This is a genomic window from Nitratireductor sp. PBL-C9 (genome assembly GCF_050877045.1).
Taxonomy (GTDB): Bacteria; Pseudomonadota; Alphaproteobacteria; order Rhizobiales; family Rhizobiaceae; genus Nitratireductor; species Nitratireductor aquimarinus.
Map to the genome: position 1 here is coordinate 18,996 of NZ_JBPAXW010000009.1, position 18,880 is coordinate 37,875.

The window sequence follows — 18,880 nt, forward strand, 5'->3', positions numbered from 1 at the left end:
CCATGAAACGATGAGCCGCTCCAGAGCATCGGACCGAAAAGTGGGAACCGGTTTTCGGGTTGTTCCGATGCTCCATCAACAGTTTGGATTGTCTTTTATGCGTCCGGATGGATGCACGGCGGTCTAGGAGGGATGATGCATTATCAGGGTGGATGTCATTGCGGCAGCGTGCGCTACAGCGTCGATGTCGATCTCGAAAATCCGATCACCTGCAATTGCTCCTATTGCAGCAAGCGAGGCAGCATTCTCGCTTTTGCGCCCCTGGACAACTTCTCTCTCGAGAAGGGCGGTGAAACCCTGACGGCGTATCGTTTCAACACCAACACGATTGAGCATCTTTTTTGCTCGACCTGTGGGATGGAATCCTTCGCGCGCGGCGCGATGCCGGATGGCACGAAGATGGTGGCCGTGAATGTGCGCTGCCTCGACGGTGTCGACCTGGCGGGGCTCGATCCGCAGGAATATGACGGCCGGGCGCGCTGAGCCGGCCGAGAAAAGACGGACCCGTGAGCCAGACCAACCGCAAGCCCGGACAACCCGCAGACGCACCGCTTGATCCTTTCAAGCGGGCGACCACAGCATGCATGCGCGCCGTTGCCGGCGATCACGAGCTTGAGGTGTCCTTCTCCAAGGACAAGCCATCGCTCACGGGCAGCCGCGCGCGCCTGCCGGACCTGCCCAAGCGGGCGACGGCCGAGGCGCTGACCGTCACGCGCGGCATCGGCGATTCCATGGCGCTGCGCCGCGCCTGCCACGATATCGATCTGCACCGCCGCCTCGCGCCGGAAGGCAATGAGGCGCGCGCCATTTACGACGCCGTCGAGCAGGCCCGCGTCGAGGCCATCGGTTCGATTGCCATGCCGGGCATGGGCGACAACATCGCCGCCATGCTCGAGGACAAATACGAACGCGCCAATCTGGCCGGGGTTTCCGAAAAGGCCGACGCGCCGCTTGAGGAAGCCATTGCGCTGATGGTGCGCGAAAAGCTGACCGGCCGGCCTGTGCCGAAGAGCGGCGAAAAGCTCGTTTCGCTCTGGCGCGACTGGGTTGAGGGCAAGGCCGGGGCCGACATCGACGCGCTTGCCGGGCAGATCGAGGATCAGAACGGCTTCGCCCGCGCCGTGCGGGACCTCCTTTCTTCCATCGATCTCGGCGAGGAGCTTGCCGAGGAAGAGCAGACCGAGGAGAGCGAGGAAGACAGCGACGCGCCCGAGGCCCAGGAACAGGCCGAGCAGAGCGAGGACGACGAGTCCGGCGGCGAGGAAAGCGAGGGCGAGGAGTCCACGGGCGAGAGCGAGGACACTGAGACCGGCGAGAGCGAGGCCGGCGACACCACCGCCGACGATGTTTCCGAGGATGACGAACTGGATTCGGAGACGCCCGGCGAGGCGCGTCGTCCCGACAGCCCGTTCGACCAGGCCGCCCGCGATATCGACTACAAGGTCTTCACCACCGAGTTCGACGAAACGGTCGGCGCCGAAGAGCTTTGCGACGAGGAAGAGCTCGACCGTCTGCGCGCGTTCCTCGACAAGCAGCTTGCCAATCTGCAGGGTGTGGTCGGGCGTCTCGCCAACCGTCTGCAGCGCCGCCTGATGGCGCAGCAGAACCGCTCTTGGGATTTCGATCTGGAAGAGGGCGTGCTCGATACGGCGCGGCTCGTGCGTCTGGTCATCGACCCCATGCAGCCGCTCTCCTTCAAGCAGGAGCGCGACACCAATTTCCGCGATACAGTGGTGACGCTGGTGCTCGACAATTCGGGCTCCATGCGTGGCCGGCCGATCACGGTGGCCGCCACCTGCGCCGACATTCTGGCCCGCACGCTTGAGCGTTGCGGCGTGCGCGTCGAGATCCTCGGCTTCACCACGCGTGCGTGGAAGGGTGGGCAGGCGCGCGAGAAATGGCTCAAGGAAGGCAAGCCCGCCAACCCGGGCCGCCTGAACGATCTGCGCCACATCATCTACAAGAGCGCCGATGCCCCCTGGCGTCGCGCCCGCCGCAATCTCGGCCTGATGATGCGCGAGGGGCTTCTGAAGGAAAACATCGACGGCGAGGCGCTTCTGTGGGCGCACCAGCGCCTGATGGCGCGGCCCGAGCAGCGCAAGATCATGATGATGATCTCCGATGGCGCGCCGGTCGACGATTCCACCCTGTCGGTCAATCCCGGCAACTATCTGGAACGGCATCTGCGCGGGGTCATCGACCTGATCGAGACCCGCTCGCCGGTCGAGCTTCTGGCCATCGGCATCGGCCACGACGTCACGCGCTACTATCGCCGCGCCGTCACCATCGTCGATGCGGAAGAGCTGGCCGGTGCGATGACCGAGCAGCTCGCCTCGCTCTTCGAGGAAGAGGGCGCGCGCCGTAGCGGCGGTGCGATGCGGCGTGCGGGCTAGAGCGTCTGACCGAAAAGCGGAACCCGGTTTTCGGTCATTCCGATGCTCCATCACGCGCGTAGATCATCCTTTGTGCGCCCGGATTGGCGCACGGCCATCCAATCCGTCTGCTTCTAGCCGCCTGCTTCCTGCCTGGCTCGTGCGATCTTTCGGTTTAACGATGCAGGGCGCGTGCCCACACGGCCCTCATGGCGCGCGCCTATACAGCCCCCAACGCGCGCGCCTACGCAGCCCTTATGGCGCGCGTCCACACAGCCCTCATGGTGAGCGCCCACATAGCCCTCATGGTGAGCCTGTCGAACCACGGGGGCGGGGTGAGGGGCTGCGGCACAGCCTGCGCCTCTTCCTTGTGGCACTGGTCTTTGCCCTCGCTGCGCCGGCCTCCGCTCAGGAGCCAGCCATCTCCGTGCCGGTCAAGGCGAGCCCGATCCGTCACTTTGCTGTGGGCTCCCACGAAACCCGTTTTGGCCCGCTGGAATTTGCCGGTGGTCTTTCCATGACCTCGCCGGTCGACCATTTCGGCGCATTCTCCTCCTTCCGCTTCATGTCGCCTGGCGCTGATGTCATCGGCGTTTCCGACACCGGTTTCTGGTTCTTCGGAACGCTCACCCGCGACGCCGAGGGGCGGCCAGCGGGCTTTGCCGATTTCAGCATGCAGCCCATGGTGGACGGCGCAGGCAGTTCCACGCGCGAGAAATGGACCACCGATGCCGAAGGCATTGCGGTGAAGGATGATCTGGCGACGGTCAGCTTCGAGCGCGTGCAGCGCATTGCGGAATTCGGGATCGAGCGCGGATCCATGGGGGCCGCGATCCGCGATCTCGACTTCCTCGTGCCGCGCCACGAGCTGCGCAACAATCGCGGTTTCGAGACCATCGCCTACGCGCCCCCGGCAGGGCGGCTCGACGGTGCGCGTGTCGTCGTGGCCGAGCGCAGCATTGACGAAAACGGCAATTGCTTTGCGGCCATTCTGGAAGGGCCGCACAAGGGCGTCTTCACCGTCGCCCGCTCGGACGGGTTTGACATCACGGATGGCGCATTCCTGCCTGATGGCGATCTGCTCTTGCTGGAGCGGCGCTTCACGCTCGCCCAGGGCGTCGCCATGCGCCTGCGCCGCATCGATGGCGCAACCATCGCGCCGGGCAGCGTCGCCGACGGGCCGGTGCTCTTCACCGCCGGCATGGATTATCAGATCGACAATATGGAAGCGCTGGATGTCTGGCAGCGCGCCGATGGCGCGACCATGGTGTCGCTCATGTCCGACGACAACCATTCGCTCCTGCAGCGCAATCTCTATCTGGAATTCCGGCTGCTTGGGGAGTGAGAGGCGGCTGTTGCTCCCTCGTTCGGGATGCCGGCCCCAACGTTCACGCCCCCTTCCCCGCATGCGGGGAGAGTGGGCGTTTCTGTTGTTCGGTGCCAAGCGTCCTCGCCCTTCGACAGGCTCAGCCCTTCGACAGGCTCAGGATGAGGACTGTTTTGCTGATGACGCCCGCAAATAACGGTTCGGAATGAAGCACCCGCAAGCTCAGTAGCCCTCATCCTGAGCCTGTCGAAGGGCGAGGGCGCTTGGCACTGCCCTCTCAACCGCCGCGCTTCGCCTGCGTGGCCGCTTCGTCCACCGTCATCCCGTCTGCGCTCAGAACAACGCCAAACAGCTCTTCGGCTTCCGCCGCTGTGTAATACCCCAGCGCCACATCCTGCAGCACGCTATCCGGCGCGCGGCGGAGCGGATCGCCATAGCCGCCGCCGCCCGGTGTTCCAACCGCAACACGGTCGCCGGCTTTGAGCGGAATGTCCTGTTCCTTGGAAAGGTGCGGCGGGACATGGGCCGCACCATCCTGCCAGACGGTCACCGCGTTGACCTTGCCGTCCCGCCCGCCAAGCACGCCCTGCGGACCGGTGCGGCCATGGTCCATCACGAAGGAGGCGCGTGCGTTGCCGCGCAGAAGCTCCACCTCGTAGGAAAGGCCGAACCCGCCGCGATGCTCGCCGGCGCCGCCCGAGCCCTCGCGCAGCGCGTAGCGGCGGTAAAGCACGGGGAAAGCCTGTTCCATCACCTCAACCGGAGGCGATTTGGAGATGCCGATGGTGGAGCAGCCATTGGTCAGGCCGTCATGGTCGATATTGCCGCCATAGCCGCCGCCGGAAATCTGGTACATCACGAAATCGCGGCCGCGCGCCGGATCGTGTCCGCCAAGCGCAAAATTTCCGCTGGAGCCGGCGGGCGCGGCGGTGACCTTTTCCGGCAGCGCCTTCACCATTGCGGCGAACACGGCCTCCGCAATGCGCTGCGAGACCTCGGCCGCACAGCCCGACACCGGGCGCGGATAGCGCGCGTCGAGAAACGTGCCTACCGGCCGGTTGATGATCAAGGGCTCGAACGCGCCCGCGCTGAGCGGCACTTCCGGGAAAATGTGGCGCATCGCCAGATAGACGGAGGAAAGCGTGGTGGCGAGCACGCTGTTCATCGGCCCCGCGCAGGGCGGGCTCGATCCCTCGAAGTCGAAGGTCAGCGTGTCGCCCTTCTTTTCGATGGCAAGCGCGATGGTCAGCGGGGCGTCCACCACGCCGTCTGAATCCACGAAAGCCTCGCCGCGATAGACCCCGTCGGGGATCGGCGCAATCAGCGCGCGCATCTGCGTGGCCGCACGCCTGCGCAGCTCCGCAATGGCCTGGCGCACCGTGTCGTCGCCATAGCGGTCGAGCACCTGGGCAAGCCGTTCCGCGCCCACCTCCAGGGCCGCGCCCTGCGCCCGGATATCGCCGATGCGCTGGTCCGCAACGCGGATGTTGGAGCAGATGATCGCGTAGATTTCCGGGTCGAGTTCGCCCTTCTTGAAAAGCTTCACAGGCGGCAGGCGCAGACCTTCCTGCTCCACCGCCGTGGCAGAGGCGGAAAAGCCGCCGGGAACCGCACCGCCAATGTCCGGCCAGTGGCCGGTGTTGGAGAGCCAGCAGAAGATACCGCCATCGCGCCACACGGGCATGGCGAAGCGCACATCCATGAGATGCGTGCCGCCCAGATAGGGGTCGTTGACGATGTAGATGTCGCCGGGTTCGGGCGCTGCCGTCTCACCGCCCGCGATGCGCTCGATGAGCGTGCGCGTGGAATACTGCATCACGCCGACAAAGACCGGCAGCCCGGCCGAGCCCTGCGCGATCAGCGCGCCGTCTTCGGCGGCGTAGATGCCATCCGAACGGTCGTTTGCCTCGGCGATGACGGGAGAGAAGGCGGCGCGTGAGAAGGTCAGGTCCATCTCGTCGCAAACCTGCTGGAGCGCGGCCTGAATGACCGAAAGCGTGATGGCGTCGAGGGCGGGGGTGTTCGTGTCGGTCATCCGTGCCTCTCTTTTGCGTTGCCGCCACGCCCCTCATCTCCCTGCCGGGACCTTCTCCCCGCCTGCGGGGAGAAGGAGGCTTTCATCGGCGTTGCAGCCATCGCCCTTCTCCCCGCAGGCGGGGAGAAGGTGCCGGCAGGCGGATGAGGGGCAGGCGCGGCGTTCATCAGCTTGCTCCCACCGTGATGATGATGTTCCCATCCGCATCGGATGCCGCCCGGTCTCCGGGTTCGATCACCGTTGTCGTGTCGAGCTGTTCGAGGATCGCCGGTCCCTCGATCACCGCATCGAGCGGCAGCTTTTCGCGGGCATAGACCGGGGTGTCATGCCAGGCACCCGAAAACCAGACCCGTCGCGTTTCGCTCAGCGCGTCGGCAAGTGTGGCCACGCGCCCGGCCGGATCGATCAGACTGGCGAGATCGATATCCGCCCGCACACCGATCACGGACGTGTTGAGATTGACGAGATTGGCGCGGATCTCGGGCAGGCGCACCTTGAAGCGTTTGTAATAGGCGTCCTCGAAGAGCGCCTGCAGCCTGTCGCGGTCTATTTCGGGGCCGGGCAGTGGCACGTTGATGAGGTGCGTCTGGCCGACAAACTGCATGTCCGCCGTGTGCACGCATTCGATGCGCTCCGGCTGAACGGTCTCCTGCGCGATCAGCGCTTCGCCCTCGGCGCGCTGTTCATCCAGCACGCTTCTGACCAGCGCCACATCGAGGCTTGCGACAGGGCGGTTTACCGTGCGCACGAAATCGTGCCGCAGATCAGCCACCACGCAGCCAAGCGCATTGGTGATGCCGGGGCGCGCCGGCACCATCACGCGCGGAATGCCCAGTTCACGGGCAAGCGCTGCCGCGTGCAACGGTCCCGCGCCGCCGAAAGCGAACAGCGCAAAGTCGCGCGGGTCGTGTCCCTTGCCGAGCGACACCATGCGGATCGCGCCGGCCATCTTGATGTTGGCGATTTTCAGCACCGCACCGGCTGCTTCCACGCCTGAAAGGCCGAGATCAAACCCGAGTTTCTCGGCAAAGATTTCTTCGACATCGGCAACGGAAACCGGATTGTCGACCGAGAGCAGCTTTTTGGGGTTCAGCCTGCCCAGAAGAAGATTGGCGTCGGAAATGGTCGGCTCCACGCCGCCACGGCCATAGCAGATCGGGCCGGGTTTTGCGCCCGCGCTCTGCGGTCCCACTTCCAGAAGCCCCGCATCGTTGACGCGCGCGATTGAGCCGCCGCCCGCGCCCACCGTATGCACGTCCACCATGGGCACGTGGATCGGCATCGCGTATTCCACCTCGATCTCGTTGGAGACCGCGGGCCGTGCGCCGCGCACCAGCGCCACGTCTGTGGACGTCCCGCCCATGTCGTAGGTGATGAGATTGTCGACGCCCGCTCGCCGCGCGGTGAAGGCGGCGGCCATTACGCCGGAGGCCGGGCCGGACATCACCGTCTTGGCCGCTTCGCGGGCCACATGGGCGGCGGAGATCATGCCGCCATTGCCGTTCATCACCAGGAAGTCGCGCGCATAGCCGAGGCCTCGCAGCTCATTCGAAAGCCGGGCGACATAGCGTTCGAGGATCGGCTGCACCGAGGCGTTGACGGCGGCGGTCACGCCGCGTTCGAATTCGCGCGCTTCCGAGAGCAGGGCGTGTCCAGTGGTGATGTAATCGTTGGGCCAGAGTTCGGCGGCGATTTCGGCTGCGCGCTTCTCATGCGCCGGGTTCGCATAGGCATGCAGGAAATGGATCACCAGCGAAACGCAGCCCGCATCGAGCAGCGCCTTGACCGCTTCGCGCACGCCCTCCTCGTCGAGCGGGGTGAGCACATTGCCGGCAGCGTCCATGCGCTCGCCCACCTCCAGCCGCAGATTGCGCGGCACAACGGGTTTGAACGTGCCCGTCATGCCATAGGCCTGCGGCCGCGTGCGGCGGCCAAGCTCGATGATGTCGCGGAAACCGGCGGTGGTGATCATGCCGGTTCGCGCAAGCTGTCGCTCCAGAACCGCATTGGTCGTGGTGGTCGTGCCGTGCACGATCAGGCCGATTTCGGAGGCCGGTACGCCCGTCTCCCGAATGGCGTTGACGACGCCGAAGGCCTGGTTCTCGATGGTGGTCGGGGTCTTGGCGACACGCACCCGGGGGCCCATATCGCTGCCTGAACGTGTGTCGATCAGGATCAGGTCAGTGAACGTGCCGCCCACATCGATGCCGGCGACCACAGAACCCGAATTGATGCCATTTTTCTCAACCATTGGGAAAATCCGGAATGCGAAACCTTTTTTGACCCGACGATATGAAATAGGTGTCGAACGCTGGAAACTTGACGTCAAATTCATTTGTATACTAATAATCTCGGCAGGCAAGAGCCGCCATTAATGCCGTGATTTGAGTTTGCATCCGCACCCGAAACAGGCATAGAGACTTCCGACCGAACGAGGAAAGTACCGATGGACAGCGCTGCGCTCCGCGAGGCCGAGGCCGAAAAGACAACCGAATTCCCGATTCCCGCCGGCTGTTATGCCGAACGCGTGACGTCGGTGAAACACTACACGGACAAGCTGTTCTCGTTCCGCATCACGCGGCCGCAGAGCTTCCGTTTCCGCTCCGGCGAGTTCGTGATGATCGGTCTTCCCAATGCCGCCAAGCCGGTGTTCCGCGCCTATTCCATCGCCAGCCCCAACTGGGATGAAGAGATTGAATTCTTCTCCATCAAGGTGCCGGATGGTCCGCTGACCCAGCACCTGCAGAAGATCCAGCCGGGCGACACGGTGCTGATGCGCCAGAAGTCCACCGGCACGCTGGTCAACGATGCGCTGACGCCGGCGAAAAACCTCTACATGATCTCCACCGGCACGGGCATTGCGCCTTTCGCAAGCCTGATCCGCGATCCGGAGACCTATGACAAGTTCGAGAACATCATCCTGACCCATACCTGCCGCGAAGTGGCGGAGCTGGAATATGGCAAGGAACTGGTGGCTGCGCTCAAGGACGATCCGCTGATCGGTGAGCTGGTCGAGGGACGTCTGACGCATTTCACCTCCACCACGCGCGAGACCTCGCCTGTCATGGGCCGCATCACGACGCTGATCGAGAATGGCGAGTTGTTCAAGGCGCTCGGCACCGAACCTTTCAACCGCGAAAACGATCGCGTGATGATCTGCGGTTCGATGGAGATGCTGAAGGACGTCAAGGCGCTGACCGAGAAGGCGGGCCTCAAGGAAGGCTCCAACGCCGAGCCGGCCGATTTCGTCGTCGAACGCGCCTTCGTCGGCTAAGTCCTCGTCTGCTGTACTGCCAGCATGACTGATATCCTCCTTGTCTCGACCTGCGGGGAGAATGTCCCGGCAGGGATGAGGGGCGTGCGCCGGCGCTCAAATCCGGCAGTGAGACGTTGCAGAAGCGCGGCGGTTGCGAGGGCAGCGCCAAGCGCCCCGTCCTTCGACAAGCTCAGGATAAGGACTACCGGGCTTGCGGTGTGGTTCATTCCGAACGGTTATTTACGGGCGTCATCAACTCAACAGCCCTCATCCTGAGCTTGTCGAAGGGCGAGGGCGCTTGGCACCGAACAACAGCAACGCTTCCTTCTCCCCGCGTGCGGGGAGAAGGTGCCGGCAGGCGGATGAGGGGTGTGCGCCGGGCTCAAACCCGGCAGTGAGACGTTGCAGAAGCGCGGCGGTTGCGAGGCAGCGCCAAGCGCCCCGTCCTTCGACAGGCTCAGGATGAGGACCACCGGGCTTGCGGTGTGGTTTATTCCGAACTGTTTTATTTACGGGCGTCATCAACTCAACAGCCCTCATCCTGAGCTTGTCGAAGGACGGGGGCGCTTGGCGCTGAACAACAGCAACGCTTCCTTCTCCCCGTGAACGGGGAGAAAGTGCCGGTAGGCGGATGAGGGGCGTGCGCCGGGCTCAAACCCGGCAGTGAGACGTTGCAGAAGCGCGGCGGTTGCGAGGGTTGAGCCAAGCGCCCCCGTCCTTCGACAGGCTCAGGATGAGGACTACCGGGCTTGCGGTGTGGTTCATTCCGAACGGTTGTTTGCGGGCGTCATCAACTCAACAGCCCTCATCCTGAGCCTGTCGAAGGACGGGGGCGCTTGGCGCCGAACAACAGCAACGCTTCCTTCTCCCCGTGTACGGGGAGAAGGTGTCGGCAGGGATGAGGGGCGTGCACCGGCTTCAGTCGGCCCTCTGTCTGCATTGAAGCTTCTTCTTCTTTGAGCCCGTGCGCTGGCCCCTCATCCTCACCTTCTCCCCGTGAACGGGGAGAAGGGGGCATATGCGCCGCGCGCAGTTACACAGCCTCGCGCTGCTTTAGCCGCATGTTTTGTGGACAGGTCCGTTGAGAAAGCCAGCCGACTGTCAGGCAGGTCACCCTTCACATCGCCAGCAAGCAAACCTCCTGCTCCCCAACCCGTCACCCCTTGACCTCACGCATCAGCCATGACAAAAGCCAATCCATAATATCGATAAATCCGGATATTTGGATAATGCAAAAGTCAGAGGCCATCGACGCACTTGCTGCTCTTGGGCAGGAAACCCGTCTCGACGTGTTTCGTCTGCTTGTTCGGACCGGGCCTGAAGGTCTGCCGGCGGGCGAGGTCGCAGCGCGGCTGGGCGTGGTGCAGAACACCGCCTCCACCCATCTCAAGGTTTTGGCTCAGTCCGGCATGATCCGCGCGGAGCGGGAAGGGCGGGTCATTCGCTACAAGGCGGACATGACCGGTTTCCGCGATCTCCTGTCCTTTCTCATGGAAGACTGCTGCAACGGAAATCCGGATCTCTGCCGCCCCGCCATCGAGGCGGCGACCTGCCATTGCTAGGAGGCAAGACCATGCGTGATCAGCCCTTCAACGTGCTTTTCCTGTGCACCGGGAACTCGGCCCGCTCGATCCTTGCGGAAGCGGTCCTGAACCGGGTTGGCGCAGGCCGCTTCAAGGCCTATTCGGCAGGCTCACAGCCCAGGGGTGCGGTGCATCCCTATGCGCTGGAACTGCTGGAGCACATGAACCATGACGTTTCCTTCGCGCGCTCGAAGGACTGGGACGAGTTCGCAACGCCCGATGCGCCGAAGCTGGATTTCGTCTTCACCCTGTGCGATAGCGCCGCCGAGGAGGCCTGTCCGGTCTGGCCGGGCCAGCCGATGACGGCGCACTGGGGCTTGCCGGACCCGGCGGCAGCCACCGGCACCGAGGCTGAGAAGCATCTCGCCTTTGCCGATGCCTATCGCATGCTCAACAACCGCATTTCCATTTTCACGGCGCTGCCGCTCGCCTCGCTCGATCGGCTTTCTCTGCAGCGCCGCCTTGATGATATCGGCCGCACCCCGGCGCATTCCCAATAGGATCCACGAACCATGACTGACCAAACCCTGGACCGCGCGGGCAAACCGGCTGGCGGGATCGGCTTCTTCGAAAAATATCTTTCCGTCTGGGTGGCGCTCTGCATCATTGCTGGCATCGCGCTCGGCAATCTGATGCCCGGCCTGTTCGGCTTTCTTGCCGGGCTTGAATACGCCTCGGTCAATCTGGTCGTTGCCGTGCTTATCTGGGCCATGGTCTTCCCGATGATGGTCAATGTCGATTTTGCGAGCCTCAGCCACATTGGCGACCGGCCGAAGGGCCTCGTTCTGACGCTCTTCGTCAACTGGCTCGTCAAGCCCTTCACCATGGCCGCGCTCGGCGTCCTGTTCTTCGAATATGTCTTTGCCCCGTGGATCGAGCCCGCCGATGCGCAGCAATACATTGCGGGCCTGATCCTTCTGGGCGCAGCGCCCTGCACGGCCATGGTCTTCGTGTGGAGCCAGCTCACCCGCGGCGACGCCACCTACACGCTGGTGCAGGTGTCGCTCAACGATGTGGTGATGATCTTCGCCTTCGCGCCCATCGTCGCCCTGTTGCTCGGCGTGACGGACATCGTCGTGCCATGGGAGACGCTGCTTCTGGCCACAGGCCTCTATGTGGTCATTCCACTGGTCGCCGGCGCCCTGACGCGCAAATGGCTGACCGGCCGCGCCTCTGGCGCAGAGGCTGAAAAGGCGGTCTCAAGCTTCACCGCGTCGCTGAAACCCGTTTCCGTGATCGGCCTTCTGGTCACCGTGGTTCTGCTGTTCGGCTTTCAGGGCCATGTCATCGTTGAACGGCCCATTCTGATCGTGCTGATCGCGGTGCCGCTTCTGATCCAGTCCTATGGCATCTTCTTCCTGACCTATTTCGCGGCCCGCATCTGGAAAGTGCCGTTCAATGTCGCCGCGCCCTGCGCCCTCATCGGCACGTCGAACTTCTTCGAACTTGCGGTGGCTGTGGCCATCAGCCTGTTCGGCTTGAATTCCGGCGCCGCACTTGCCACGGTGGTGGGCGTGCTGGTCGAGGTTCCGGTGATGTTGTCGCTGGTCGCCTTTGCCAACCGCACCCAGGACTGGTTCCCCAAAAGCTGAGCGAGGAAACAATGACCGCAACGATCTATCACAACCCCAAATGCGGCACCTCGCGCAACGTGCTGGCCATGCTTCGCGAAGCCGGTGAAGAGCCGGTGGTGATCGAATATCTCAAGACGCCGCCCGGCCGTGAAAAGCTGGTGTCGCTGATCGCCGCCATGGGCGTGTCGCCGCGCGCGATCCTGCGCCAGAAGGGCACGCCCTATGACGAGCTTGGCCTTGGCGAAGACAAGTGGAGCGATGACGAACTGATCGATTTCATGGTCGAACACCCGATCCTGATGAACCGTCCCATCGTTGAAACCCCGCTTGGGACGAAGCTCTGCCGCCCGTCTGAAACCGTGCTGGAACTCCTGCCGGAAGACGCGGTGAAATCCTTCACCAAGGAAGACGGCGAGGTGGTGAAGTAGCGCGGAAGGTTCGGTAACCGCGCGAAATCCTCCCTTCACCGCTGTACATTTGTCTTCGACGCGCGTAGTACGGCGCAAAAGCGTTGGCAGAATGGCCGCGCTGCGCGCCCGCCAGGCTATCTGCATCAGATGATCTCTTAGAGCGCGCTCATTTCCGAAAGAAGATGAATGACCGAGTTCGAAGGCATTGTGCCGGCGCTTGGCCGGGCGTTGGATAAACGCGGCTATACCGAATTGACCCAGGTGCAGAAGGCTGTGCTGGAACTGGAGCCCGCTGGTGCGGATGCGCTCGTTTCCGCACAGACCGGCTCCGGCAAGACCGTCGCCTTCGGCATCGCGCTGGCGCCCAGCCTGCTCGATGGCGGGGAGCGCTTTGATCGCGCTGCCGCCCCGCTCGGTCTCGCCGTCGCGCCGACCCGCGAACTGGCGCTTCAGGTCAAGCGCGAGCTTGAATGGCTTTACGCCGAGACCGGCGCGGTCATCGCTTCCTGTGTCGGCGGCATGGACATCCGCACCGAGCGCCGTGCGCTTGAGCGCGGTGCGCATATCGTCGTCGGTACGCCGGGTCGCCTGTGCGACCATATCCGCCGCAATGCGCTGGACATGTCGGATCTGCGCGCCGTCGTGCTGGACGAGGCCGACGAGATGCTCGATCTCGGCTTCCGCGAAGATCTGGAGTTCATTCTCGACGCAGCCCCCGCCGAGCGTCGCACGCTGATGTTCTCGGCCACTGTTTCGCGCACCATCGCCAATCTGGCGAAGAACTATCAGCGCGATGCGGTGCGCATCACCACCGCCGCCGAGCAGAGGCAGCATGTCGATATCGATTATCGTGGCTTCCTGGCCGTGCCGCAGGAGCGCGAGAACGCCATCATCAACGTGCTGCGCTATTATGAGGCGCGCAACGCACTGGTGTTCTGCAACACGCGCGCCACCGTCAATCATCTGACCGCGCGCTTCAACAATCGCGGCTTCTCGGTCGTCGCCCTGTCGGGTGAGCTGAGCCAGAGCGAGCGCACCCATGCGCTGCAGGCCATGCGCGACGGACGCGCCCGCGTCTGCGTGGCGACGGATGTTGCCGCCCGTGGCATCGATCTGCCCAATCTGGAGCTGGTGGTTCACGCCGACCTGCCCACCAACACCGAAACGCTTCTGCACCGCAGTGGCCGCACCGGCCGCGCCGGGCGCAAGGGCGTCAGCGCGCTCATCGTTGCCCCCAATGGCCGCCGCCGCGCCGAGCGCCTTCTGCGCGACGCCAAGGTGCGCCTCGAATGGGGCAGCCCGCCCTCCGCTGAAGAGGTTCTGCGCCGCGACGACGAACGTCTCATGGCCGATCCGAACCTTGATGAGCCGATTCAGGAAAACGAGACCGAGTTCGTCGAGGCGCTGCTCGCCAAACATGGCGCGGAGCAGGTGGCGGCGGCTTTCGTGCGCCTTCATCGCGGCAAGCTTTCCGCGCCTGAAGATGTAACAGAAGTCACAATCTTCGATTCAGGCAGCGCGCGTGAAGAGCGCAAGCCGCGCCGTGAGGACTTCGACCAGAGCACCTGGTTCTCGCTGTCCGTCGGACGCAAGCAGAATGCCGAGCCGCGCTGGCTCATCCCGCTTTTGTGCCGTGCCGGCGAACTCACCAAGAGTGAGATCGGCGCGATCAAGATGCAGCAGGACGAGACCTATGTGGAACTTGACGCTGCCTGCGTGCAGCGTTTCCTGTCGACCATCGGTCCGGACGCGCTTCTGGAGCGCAGCATCCGCGTGGTGCAGCTCGATGGCGTTCCGGAGTTTGCGCCGCGCAACGGGCCAAAGCCCTTCGGCGCAAAACGCAGGCCGGCCGGCAAGCCGCATCGCAAGGGCGGTGGCGGCGAGTGGCGTGACGACGCCAAGCCATGGGCCAAGAAGGACGGCAAACCCGGCAAGCCGAAATTCGGCAAGCCCGCCGGCGGCAAGAAGAAGCCCCGCAAGAAACCGGACTGACGGGGCTTTCCTTCAGAGAATCAAGAATGTTGCGCTGCGGAAAGAAATCGGGTTAAACACCGCGCATCCGCTCTGGACCCGGTGAAATTCCGGGTGGCTCTGCCGGCCGCTGATCCGCCGGCGCAACCTTGATAGTTCCTGTCTTGCCCGGCCGCAGAAGACTGACGGTGGCTGGGAAGTCATGTTTTCTGAAGGTTCAATGTTCTCTCTTTCCCATTACCGCGAAGAGTGGTTCGGCAATGTCCGGGCCGATCTCCTTTCCGGGCTGGTCGTCGCTCTGGCGCTCATTCCCGAAGCCATCGCTTTCTCCATCATTGCCGGTGTCGATCCCAAGGTCGGGCTCTACGCCTCCTTTTCCATCGCCGTCATCACCGCAATTGCCGGTGGCCGCCCGGGCATGATCTCGGCCGCCACGGCTGCAACTGCCGTGCTCATGGTCACGCTGGTCAGGGATCACGGCCTGCAATATCTGCTTGCCGCCACAGTTCTGGCCGGCCTTTTGCAGATCGGCGCGGGCCTGCTCAAGCTCGGTTATCTGATGCGCTTCGTGTCGCGTTCGGTCATGACCGGCTTCGTCAACGCGCTGGCCATTCTCATCTTCATGGCGCAGCTGCCCGAGCTGATCGGCGTGCCGAACCTCACCTATGTGATGGTCGCAGCCGGTCTTGCCATCATCTATCTGTTCCCGCGCATCACCAAGGCCGTGCCGTCGCCGCTCATCTGCATCATCGTGCTGACGGCGCTTTCCATCGGCTTCGGTCTCGACGTGCGCACGGTTGGGGACATGGGCGAACTGCCCTCCACGCTGCCGGTCTTCCTGCTGCCGGACATCCCGCTCAATCTGGAAACGCTGCAGATCATCCTGCCCTATTCGGCAGCCGTGGCTGCCGTGGGTCTGCTGGAATCGCTGATGACCGCCTCGCTGGTGGATGAACTCACCGACACGCCAAGCGACAAGAACCAGGAGTGCATCGGCCAGGGCCTTGCCAACACGGCGACCGGCTTCATCGGCGGCATGGCTGGCTGCGCCATGATCGGCCAGTCCATGATCAATGTGAAATCCGGCGGTCGCGGGCGTCTTTCCTGCTTTGCGGCCGGCGTGCTTCTCCTGTTCATGATCGTGATCCTGGGCGACTGGGTGCGCCAGATCCCCATGCCGGCGCTCGTCGCCATCATGATCATGGTGTCCATCGGCACGTTCTCCTGGTCGTCGATCAAGAATTTGCGCGAGCATCCGCTGTCGTCTTCCGTGGTCATGGTCGCCACCGTGGTCTGCGTGGTCTTCACGCACAATCTGGCGATCGGCGTTCTGGTCGGCGTCCTGCTCTCCGGCATCTTCTTTGCCGCCAAGATCGCGCAGATCTTCCGTGTCACCTCCACCCTGTCGGAAGACGGACGTCAGCGCACCTATCGGGTTGAGGGCCAGCTCTTCTTCGCTTCGGTGGAAGACTTCAACGCCGCCTTCGATTTCAAAGAAGCGCTGGACAAGGTCGTCATTGATGTCTCTCACGCGCACATCTGGGACATTTCCAGTGTTGGCGCGCTCGACATGATCGTGCTCAAATTCCGCCGTGACGGCGCAGAGGTCGAACTTGTCGGCATGAACCGGGCGAGCGAGACCATCGTTGACAAGCTCGGCATCCACGACAAGCCGGGTGCGCTTGAAAAACTGATGGGGCATTAGGAGGTAGAGATGTCAAAGATCACTGCATTCATCGACGGCTCCATCTATTCGCAGAGCGTGTGCCAACACGCAGCCTGGATCGCCGGACGGCTCGATGCCTCCGTGGAGCTTCTTCACCTGCTGGGCCGGCACGAAACCGGCAGCGCGCCGTCCGATCTGTCGGGCAACATCGCGCTCGGCGCGCGTTCTTCGCTGCTCAAGGAGCTCTCAGAGCTTGATGAGCAGCGCGCGCGTCTCGCCATGAAGCGTGGCCGCGCCATCCTCGAAGACGGTGAAGCCGCCGTGCGCGCCGCAGGCGTCGAGGCTGTGTCGGGTCGTCTGCGCCATGGCGATGTGGTCGACACGGTCGCCGAGGTTGAGGCCGATTCCGACCTTCTGGTCATCGGCAAGCGCGGTGAGGCGGCGGATTTCGCCAAGCTGCATCTGGGCTCCAATCTCGAGCGTGTCGTTCGCGCAAGTCACAAGCCGGTCTTCGTCGCGGCCCGCGCCTTCAAGCCCATCGAAAAGGTGCTCGTCGCCTATGATGGCGGTGCGAGCAGCATCAAGGCGGTCGACGCCATTTCCCGCTCGCCGCTGTTTGCGGGGCTCACCGTCAAGCTTCTGATGGTCGGAACCGACAACACCGAGGCGCGCAACCGTCTTGCAGAAGCCGAGGCCGTTCTGCGCGGTGCCGGTGTCGCGGTGCAGAGCGAGGTCGTGGCGGGTCAGCCCGAAACCGTCATCTCCGAGCGCGTCGAGAGCGAAAATTTCGGCCTTCTGGTGATGGGAGCCTATGGCCATTCGCGCATCCGCAGCCTGATCATCGGCTCGACCACGACCGAGATGCTGCGCTCCTGCAAAATCCCGGTCATGCTGTTCCGCTAAAGCAAATCCAGGAAAAGCGGGAACCGGTTTTCCGTCCGGAATTGCGTAAGACAATGAATTAGACCGCTTTGCGTCCATACGGACGCACAAATGCACGGATCAACGAGATGACGGGCGCGGCAGCTCTTTCAGCGCCGCGCCCGTCATGTCATGAATGCCAGAACCTCATTCCAAGGAAAGGGCGCAAGCCATGGCCGAAACCTTCGTCATCGCCCAGGGCGGCGGTCCCACCGCCGTCATCAACCAGACCGTCGTTGGCGCAACGCTGGAAGCCATGAAGCGCTATCCCGGCTGTCGTGTGCTCGGTGCGCTGCACGGCGTGCGCGGCATTCGCGATGGACGCTTCGTCACTTTGTCCGATCTCTCTGAGACCGAGCTTCGGCGCATTGCCGCCACGCCAAGTGCTGCGCTGGGCTCCACCCGCGACAAGCCGAATGCGGCCTATTGCGAAGAGATCATGAAGGGGCTGAAAGCCGTCAGCGCGGACGCCTTCATCAACATTGGCGGCAATGACACGTCCGGCACCCAGGCCATCCTGCGCGATGCATCGGGCGGCGGCATGACCTTCATGCATGCTCCCAAGACCATCGACAATGATCTGATGGAAAACGATCACACGCCGGGCTTCATCTCCGCCGGTGAAATGGTGGCCGGCGCGTTCCTGAGCGTCGATCTGGATTTCCGCGCCCTGCCGGGTGTCTATGTGGGCATCGTCATGGGCCGCCATGCGGGCTTTCTCACGGCTGCCGCCGCTGCATGGGCGCTGGATGAGGAGAGCGGTCCGCATCTCGTCTATGTACCCGAGCGCGCCTTCGAGCGCGGTCGTTTCATCGAAGACGTCAAGGCCACGGTCGCCCGCCATGGCCGCTGTGTCGTCGCCATGTCGGAAGGCGTTTCGGACGCCGATGGCCACTCGCTCATCGAAACGCTGGTGCCTGCCGAAATGCAGGAGCGCGATGCGCACGGCAATCTCAAGCTCTCGGGCAGCGATCTCGGTCAGGCCATCGAGCGCATTCTTGCCGAGGATCTCGCCGGTCAGCGCGCCCGTGTCGACACGTTCGGCTATCTGCCGCGCGGCAACATCGCCACGATCAGCGAAACCGATGCGCGCGAAGCCTTCGAGGCCGGTGCATTTGCCGTTGGCTCCGTGGAACAGGGCGATGGCTCTGTCGCCCTGCAGTTCGATGGCGAAAAGACGGTCTGCCGTCTGGTCGATCTCGATGCCGTCGCCGGCAAGACCCGCCACATGCCCGAGAGCTATCTCAAGCCGGATGAGAACCGTCTTTCCGACGAAGGCCTCGCCTATCTGCAGCGCCTCCTGCCGCGCCGCTTCGATCCGGCAAAGCCTTTCGTCTGACGAAAGAAGGCAGGCGGCGCATTTCTGCAGCCGCCTGTTCTTGTTCCAGATTGTAGACCCTGCGCATTTTGCGCTTCCGGAGTTCGATCCGACGGTCGAGTGCTTCAGCGCTTGCGCACGAATTCCGTGCGAAGAACGAGACCCTTGATGCCTTCGTGGCGGCAGTCGATCTCTTCCTTGTTGTCCGTCAGGCGGATCGTCTTGATCACGGTGCCGCGCTTCAGCGTCTGGCCTGCGCCCTTCACCTTCAGATCCTTGATCAGCGTCACGGAATCGCCGTCCGCCAGCGGGTTTCCTTCCGCGTCGACGACCGCGCCGCGCTGTGCTTCAAGAGCGGCCATTTCCGAGGCCGGCATCCATTCGCCGGTCACGTCGTCATATACATAGTCGTCATTGCTGTCGGTCATATCGTGCCTTCTTCTGCAC

At 63.5% G+C, this 18,880-nt stretch carries 15 protein-coding genes and 1 other annotated feature; of the genes, 12 read left to right on the top strand and 3 right to left on the bottom strand.

All coding sequences use genetic code 11. The features are described from left to right. Positions 1-135 precede the first annotated feature (135 nt). From ACRTG1_RS18260 to ACRTG1_RS18270, 3 genes are all read left to right on the top strand, one after another. Entirely contained in the window at positions 136-483 is a 348-nt protein-coding gene (locus ACRTG1_RS18260; protein WP_206548436.1) for a GFA family protein, read from the top strand. After that, complete coding sequence (gene cobT, locus ACRTG1_RS18265; RefSeq protein ID WP_432516871.1) at positions 480-2,393, top strand: cobaltochelatase subunit CobT; 1,914 nt, start codon at positions 480-482, stop codon at positions 2,391-2,393. Before ACRTG1_RS18260 ends, cobT begins: the two co-directional genes overlap by 4 nt. 355 nt (positions 2,394-2,748) lie before the next feature. After that, positions 2,749-3,717, top strand: a complete 969-nt coding sequence (locus ACRTG1_RS18270) for an esterase-like activity of phytase family protein (RefSeq protein ID WP_432516872.1) — start codon at positions 2,749-2,751, stop codon at positions 3,715-3,717. Positions 3,718-3,976: 259 nt separating this feature from the next. On the opposite strand, the gene ACRTG1_RS18275 is transcribed toward ACRTG1_RS18270, so the two are convergent. Further along, entirely contained in the window at positions 3,977-5,734 is a 1,758-nt protein-coding gene (locus ACRTG1_RS18275) for a hydantoinase B/oxoprolinase family protein (RefSeq protein ID WP_432516794.1), read from the bottom strand. Between the two features lie 166 nt (positions 5,735-5,900). Then, positions 5,901-7,985, bottom strand: coding sequence for a hydantoinase/oxoprolinase family protein (locus tag ACRTG1_RS18280; protein ID WP_432516795.1), 2,085 nt, complete (start codon positions 7,983-7,985; stop codon positions 5,901-5,903). A gap of 195 nt (positions 7,986-8,180) precedes the next feature. Here ACRTG1_RS18280 and ACRTG1_RS18285 point away from each other — a divergent pair, with 195 nt between their 5' ends. The 9 genes from ACRTG1_RS18285 (at position 8,181) to ACRTG1_RS18325 (ending at position 18,454) form a co-directional block, all read left to right on the top strand. Continuing rightward, positions 8,181-9,008, top strand: a complete 828-nt coding sequence (locus tag ACRTG1_RS18285) for a ferredoxin--NADP reductase (RefSeq protein WP_206546083.1) — start codon at positions 8,181-8,183, stop codon at positions 9,006-9,008. Positions 9,009-10,219: 1,211 nt separating this feature from the next. Continuing rightward, positions 10,220-10,552, top strand: coding sequence for an ArsR/SmtB family transcription factor (locus ACRTG1_RS18290; RefSeq protein WP_206548431.1), 333 nt, complete (start codon positions 10,220-10,222; stop codon positions 10,550-10,552). 11 nt (positions 10,553-10,563) lie between these two features. Beyond that, positions 10,564-11,073 (top strand): arsenate reductase ArsC, encoded by a 510-nt coding sequence (locus ACRTG1_RS18295; RefSeq protein ID WP_206546085.1) that lies wholly within the window; start codon positions 10,564-10,566, stop codon positions 11,071-11,073. A gap of 12 nt (positions 11,074-11,085) precedes the next feature. Next, positions 11,086-12,165: an ACR3 family arsenite efflux transporter gene (arsB, locus tag ACRTG1_RS18300; protein WP_206546086.1), complete on the top strand. Its 1,080-nt coding sequence runs from the start codon at positions 11,086-11,088 to the stop codon at positions 12,163-12,165. Between the two features lie 11 nt (positions 12,166-12,176). Then, on the top strand, positions 12,177-12,575 hold the full coding sequence (arsC, locus tag ACRTG1_RS18305) for an arsenate reductase (glutaredoxin) (RefSeq protein ID WP_113153320.1): 399 nt from the start codon (positions 12,177-12,179) through the stop codon (positions 12,573-12,575). 168 nt (positions 12,576-12,743) lie between these two features. Beyond that, the gene (locus ACRTG1_RS18310; RefSeq protein ID WP_432516796.1) at positions 12,744-14,549 is read left to right on the top strand and encodes a DEAD/DEAH box helicase; all 1,806 of its coding nucleotides are present in this window, start codon (positions 12,744-12,746) and stop codon (positions 14,547-14,549) included. Positions 14,550-14,620: 71 nt separating this feature from the next. Further along, positions 14,621-14,676 (top strand) — a sequence feature (sul1 is cis-regulatory element that is thought to sense ions involved in sulfur or methionine metabolism; They are found in Alphaproteobacteria). 72 nt (positions 14,677-14,748) lie between these two features. Further along, positions 14,749-16,233, top strand: a complete 1,485-nt coding sequence (locus tag ACRTG1_RS18315) for a SulP family inorganic anion transporter (protein ID WP_206546088.1) — start codon at positions 14,749-14,751, stop codon at positions 16,231-16,233. A 9-nt stretch (positions 16,234-16,242) separates the two neighbouring features. Next, on the top strand, positions 16,243-17,097 hold the full coding sequence (locus ACRTG1_RS18320; protein ID WP_206994944.1) for a universal stress protein: 855 nt from the start codon (positions 16,243-16,245) through the stop codon (positions 17,095-17,097). 190 nt (positions 17,098-17,287) lie between these two features. Beyond that, entirely contained in the window at positions 17,288-18,454 is a 1,167-nt protein-coding gene (locus tag ACRTG1_RS18325; protein ID WP_206994943.1) for a diphosphate--fructose-6-phosphate 1-phosphotransferase, read from the top strand. Between the two features lie 104 nt (positions 18,455-18,558). Here the strand turns inward: ACRTG1_RS18325 and ACRTG1_RS18330 are convergent, their stop codons facing one another. Next, a complete protein-coding gene (locus ACRTG1_RS18330; protein ID WP_113153315.1) occupies positions 18,559-18,861 on the bottom strand; it encodes an alkylphosphonate utilization protein in 303 nt (100 codons plus the stop codon). Between the last annotated feature and the right edge of the window lie 19 nt (positions 18,862-18,880).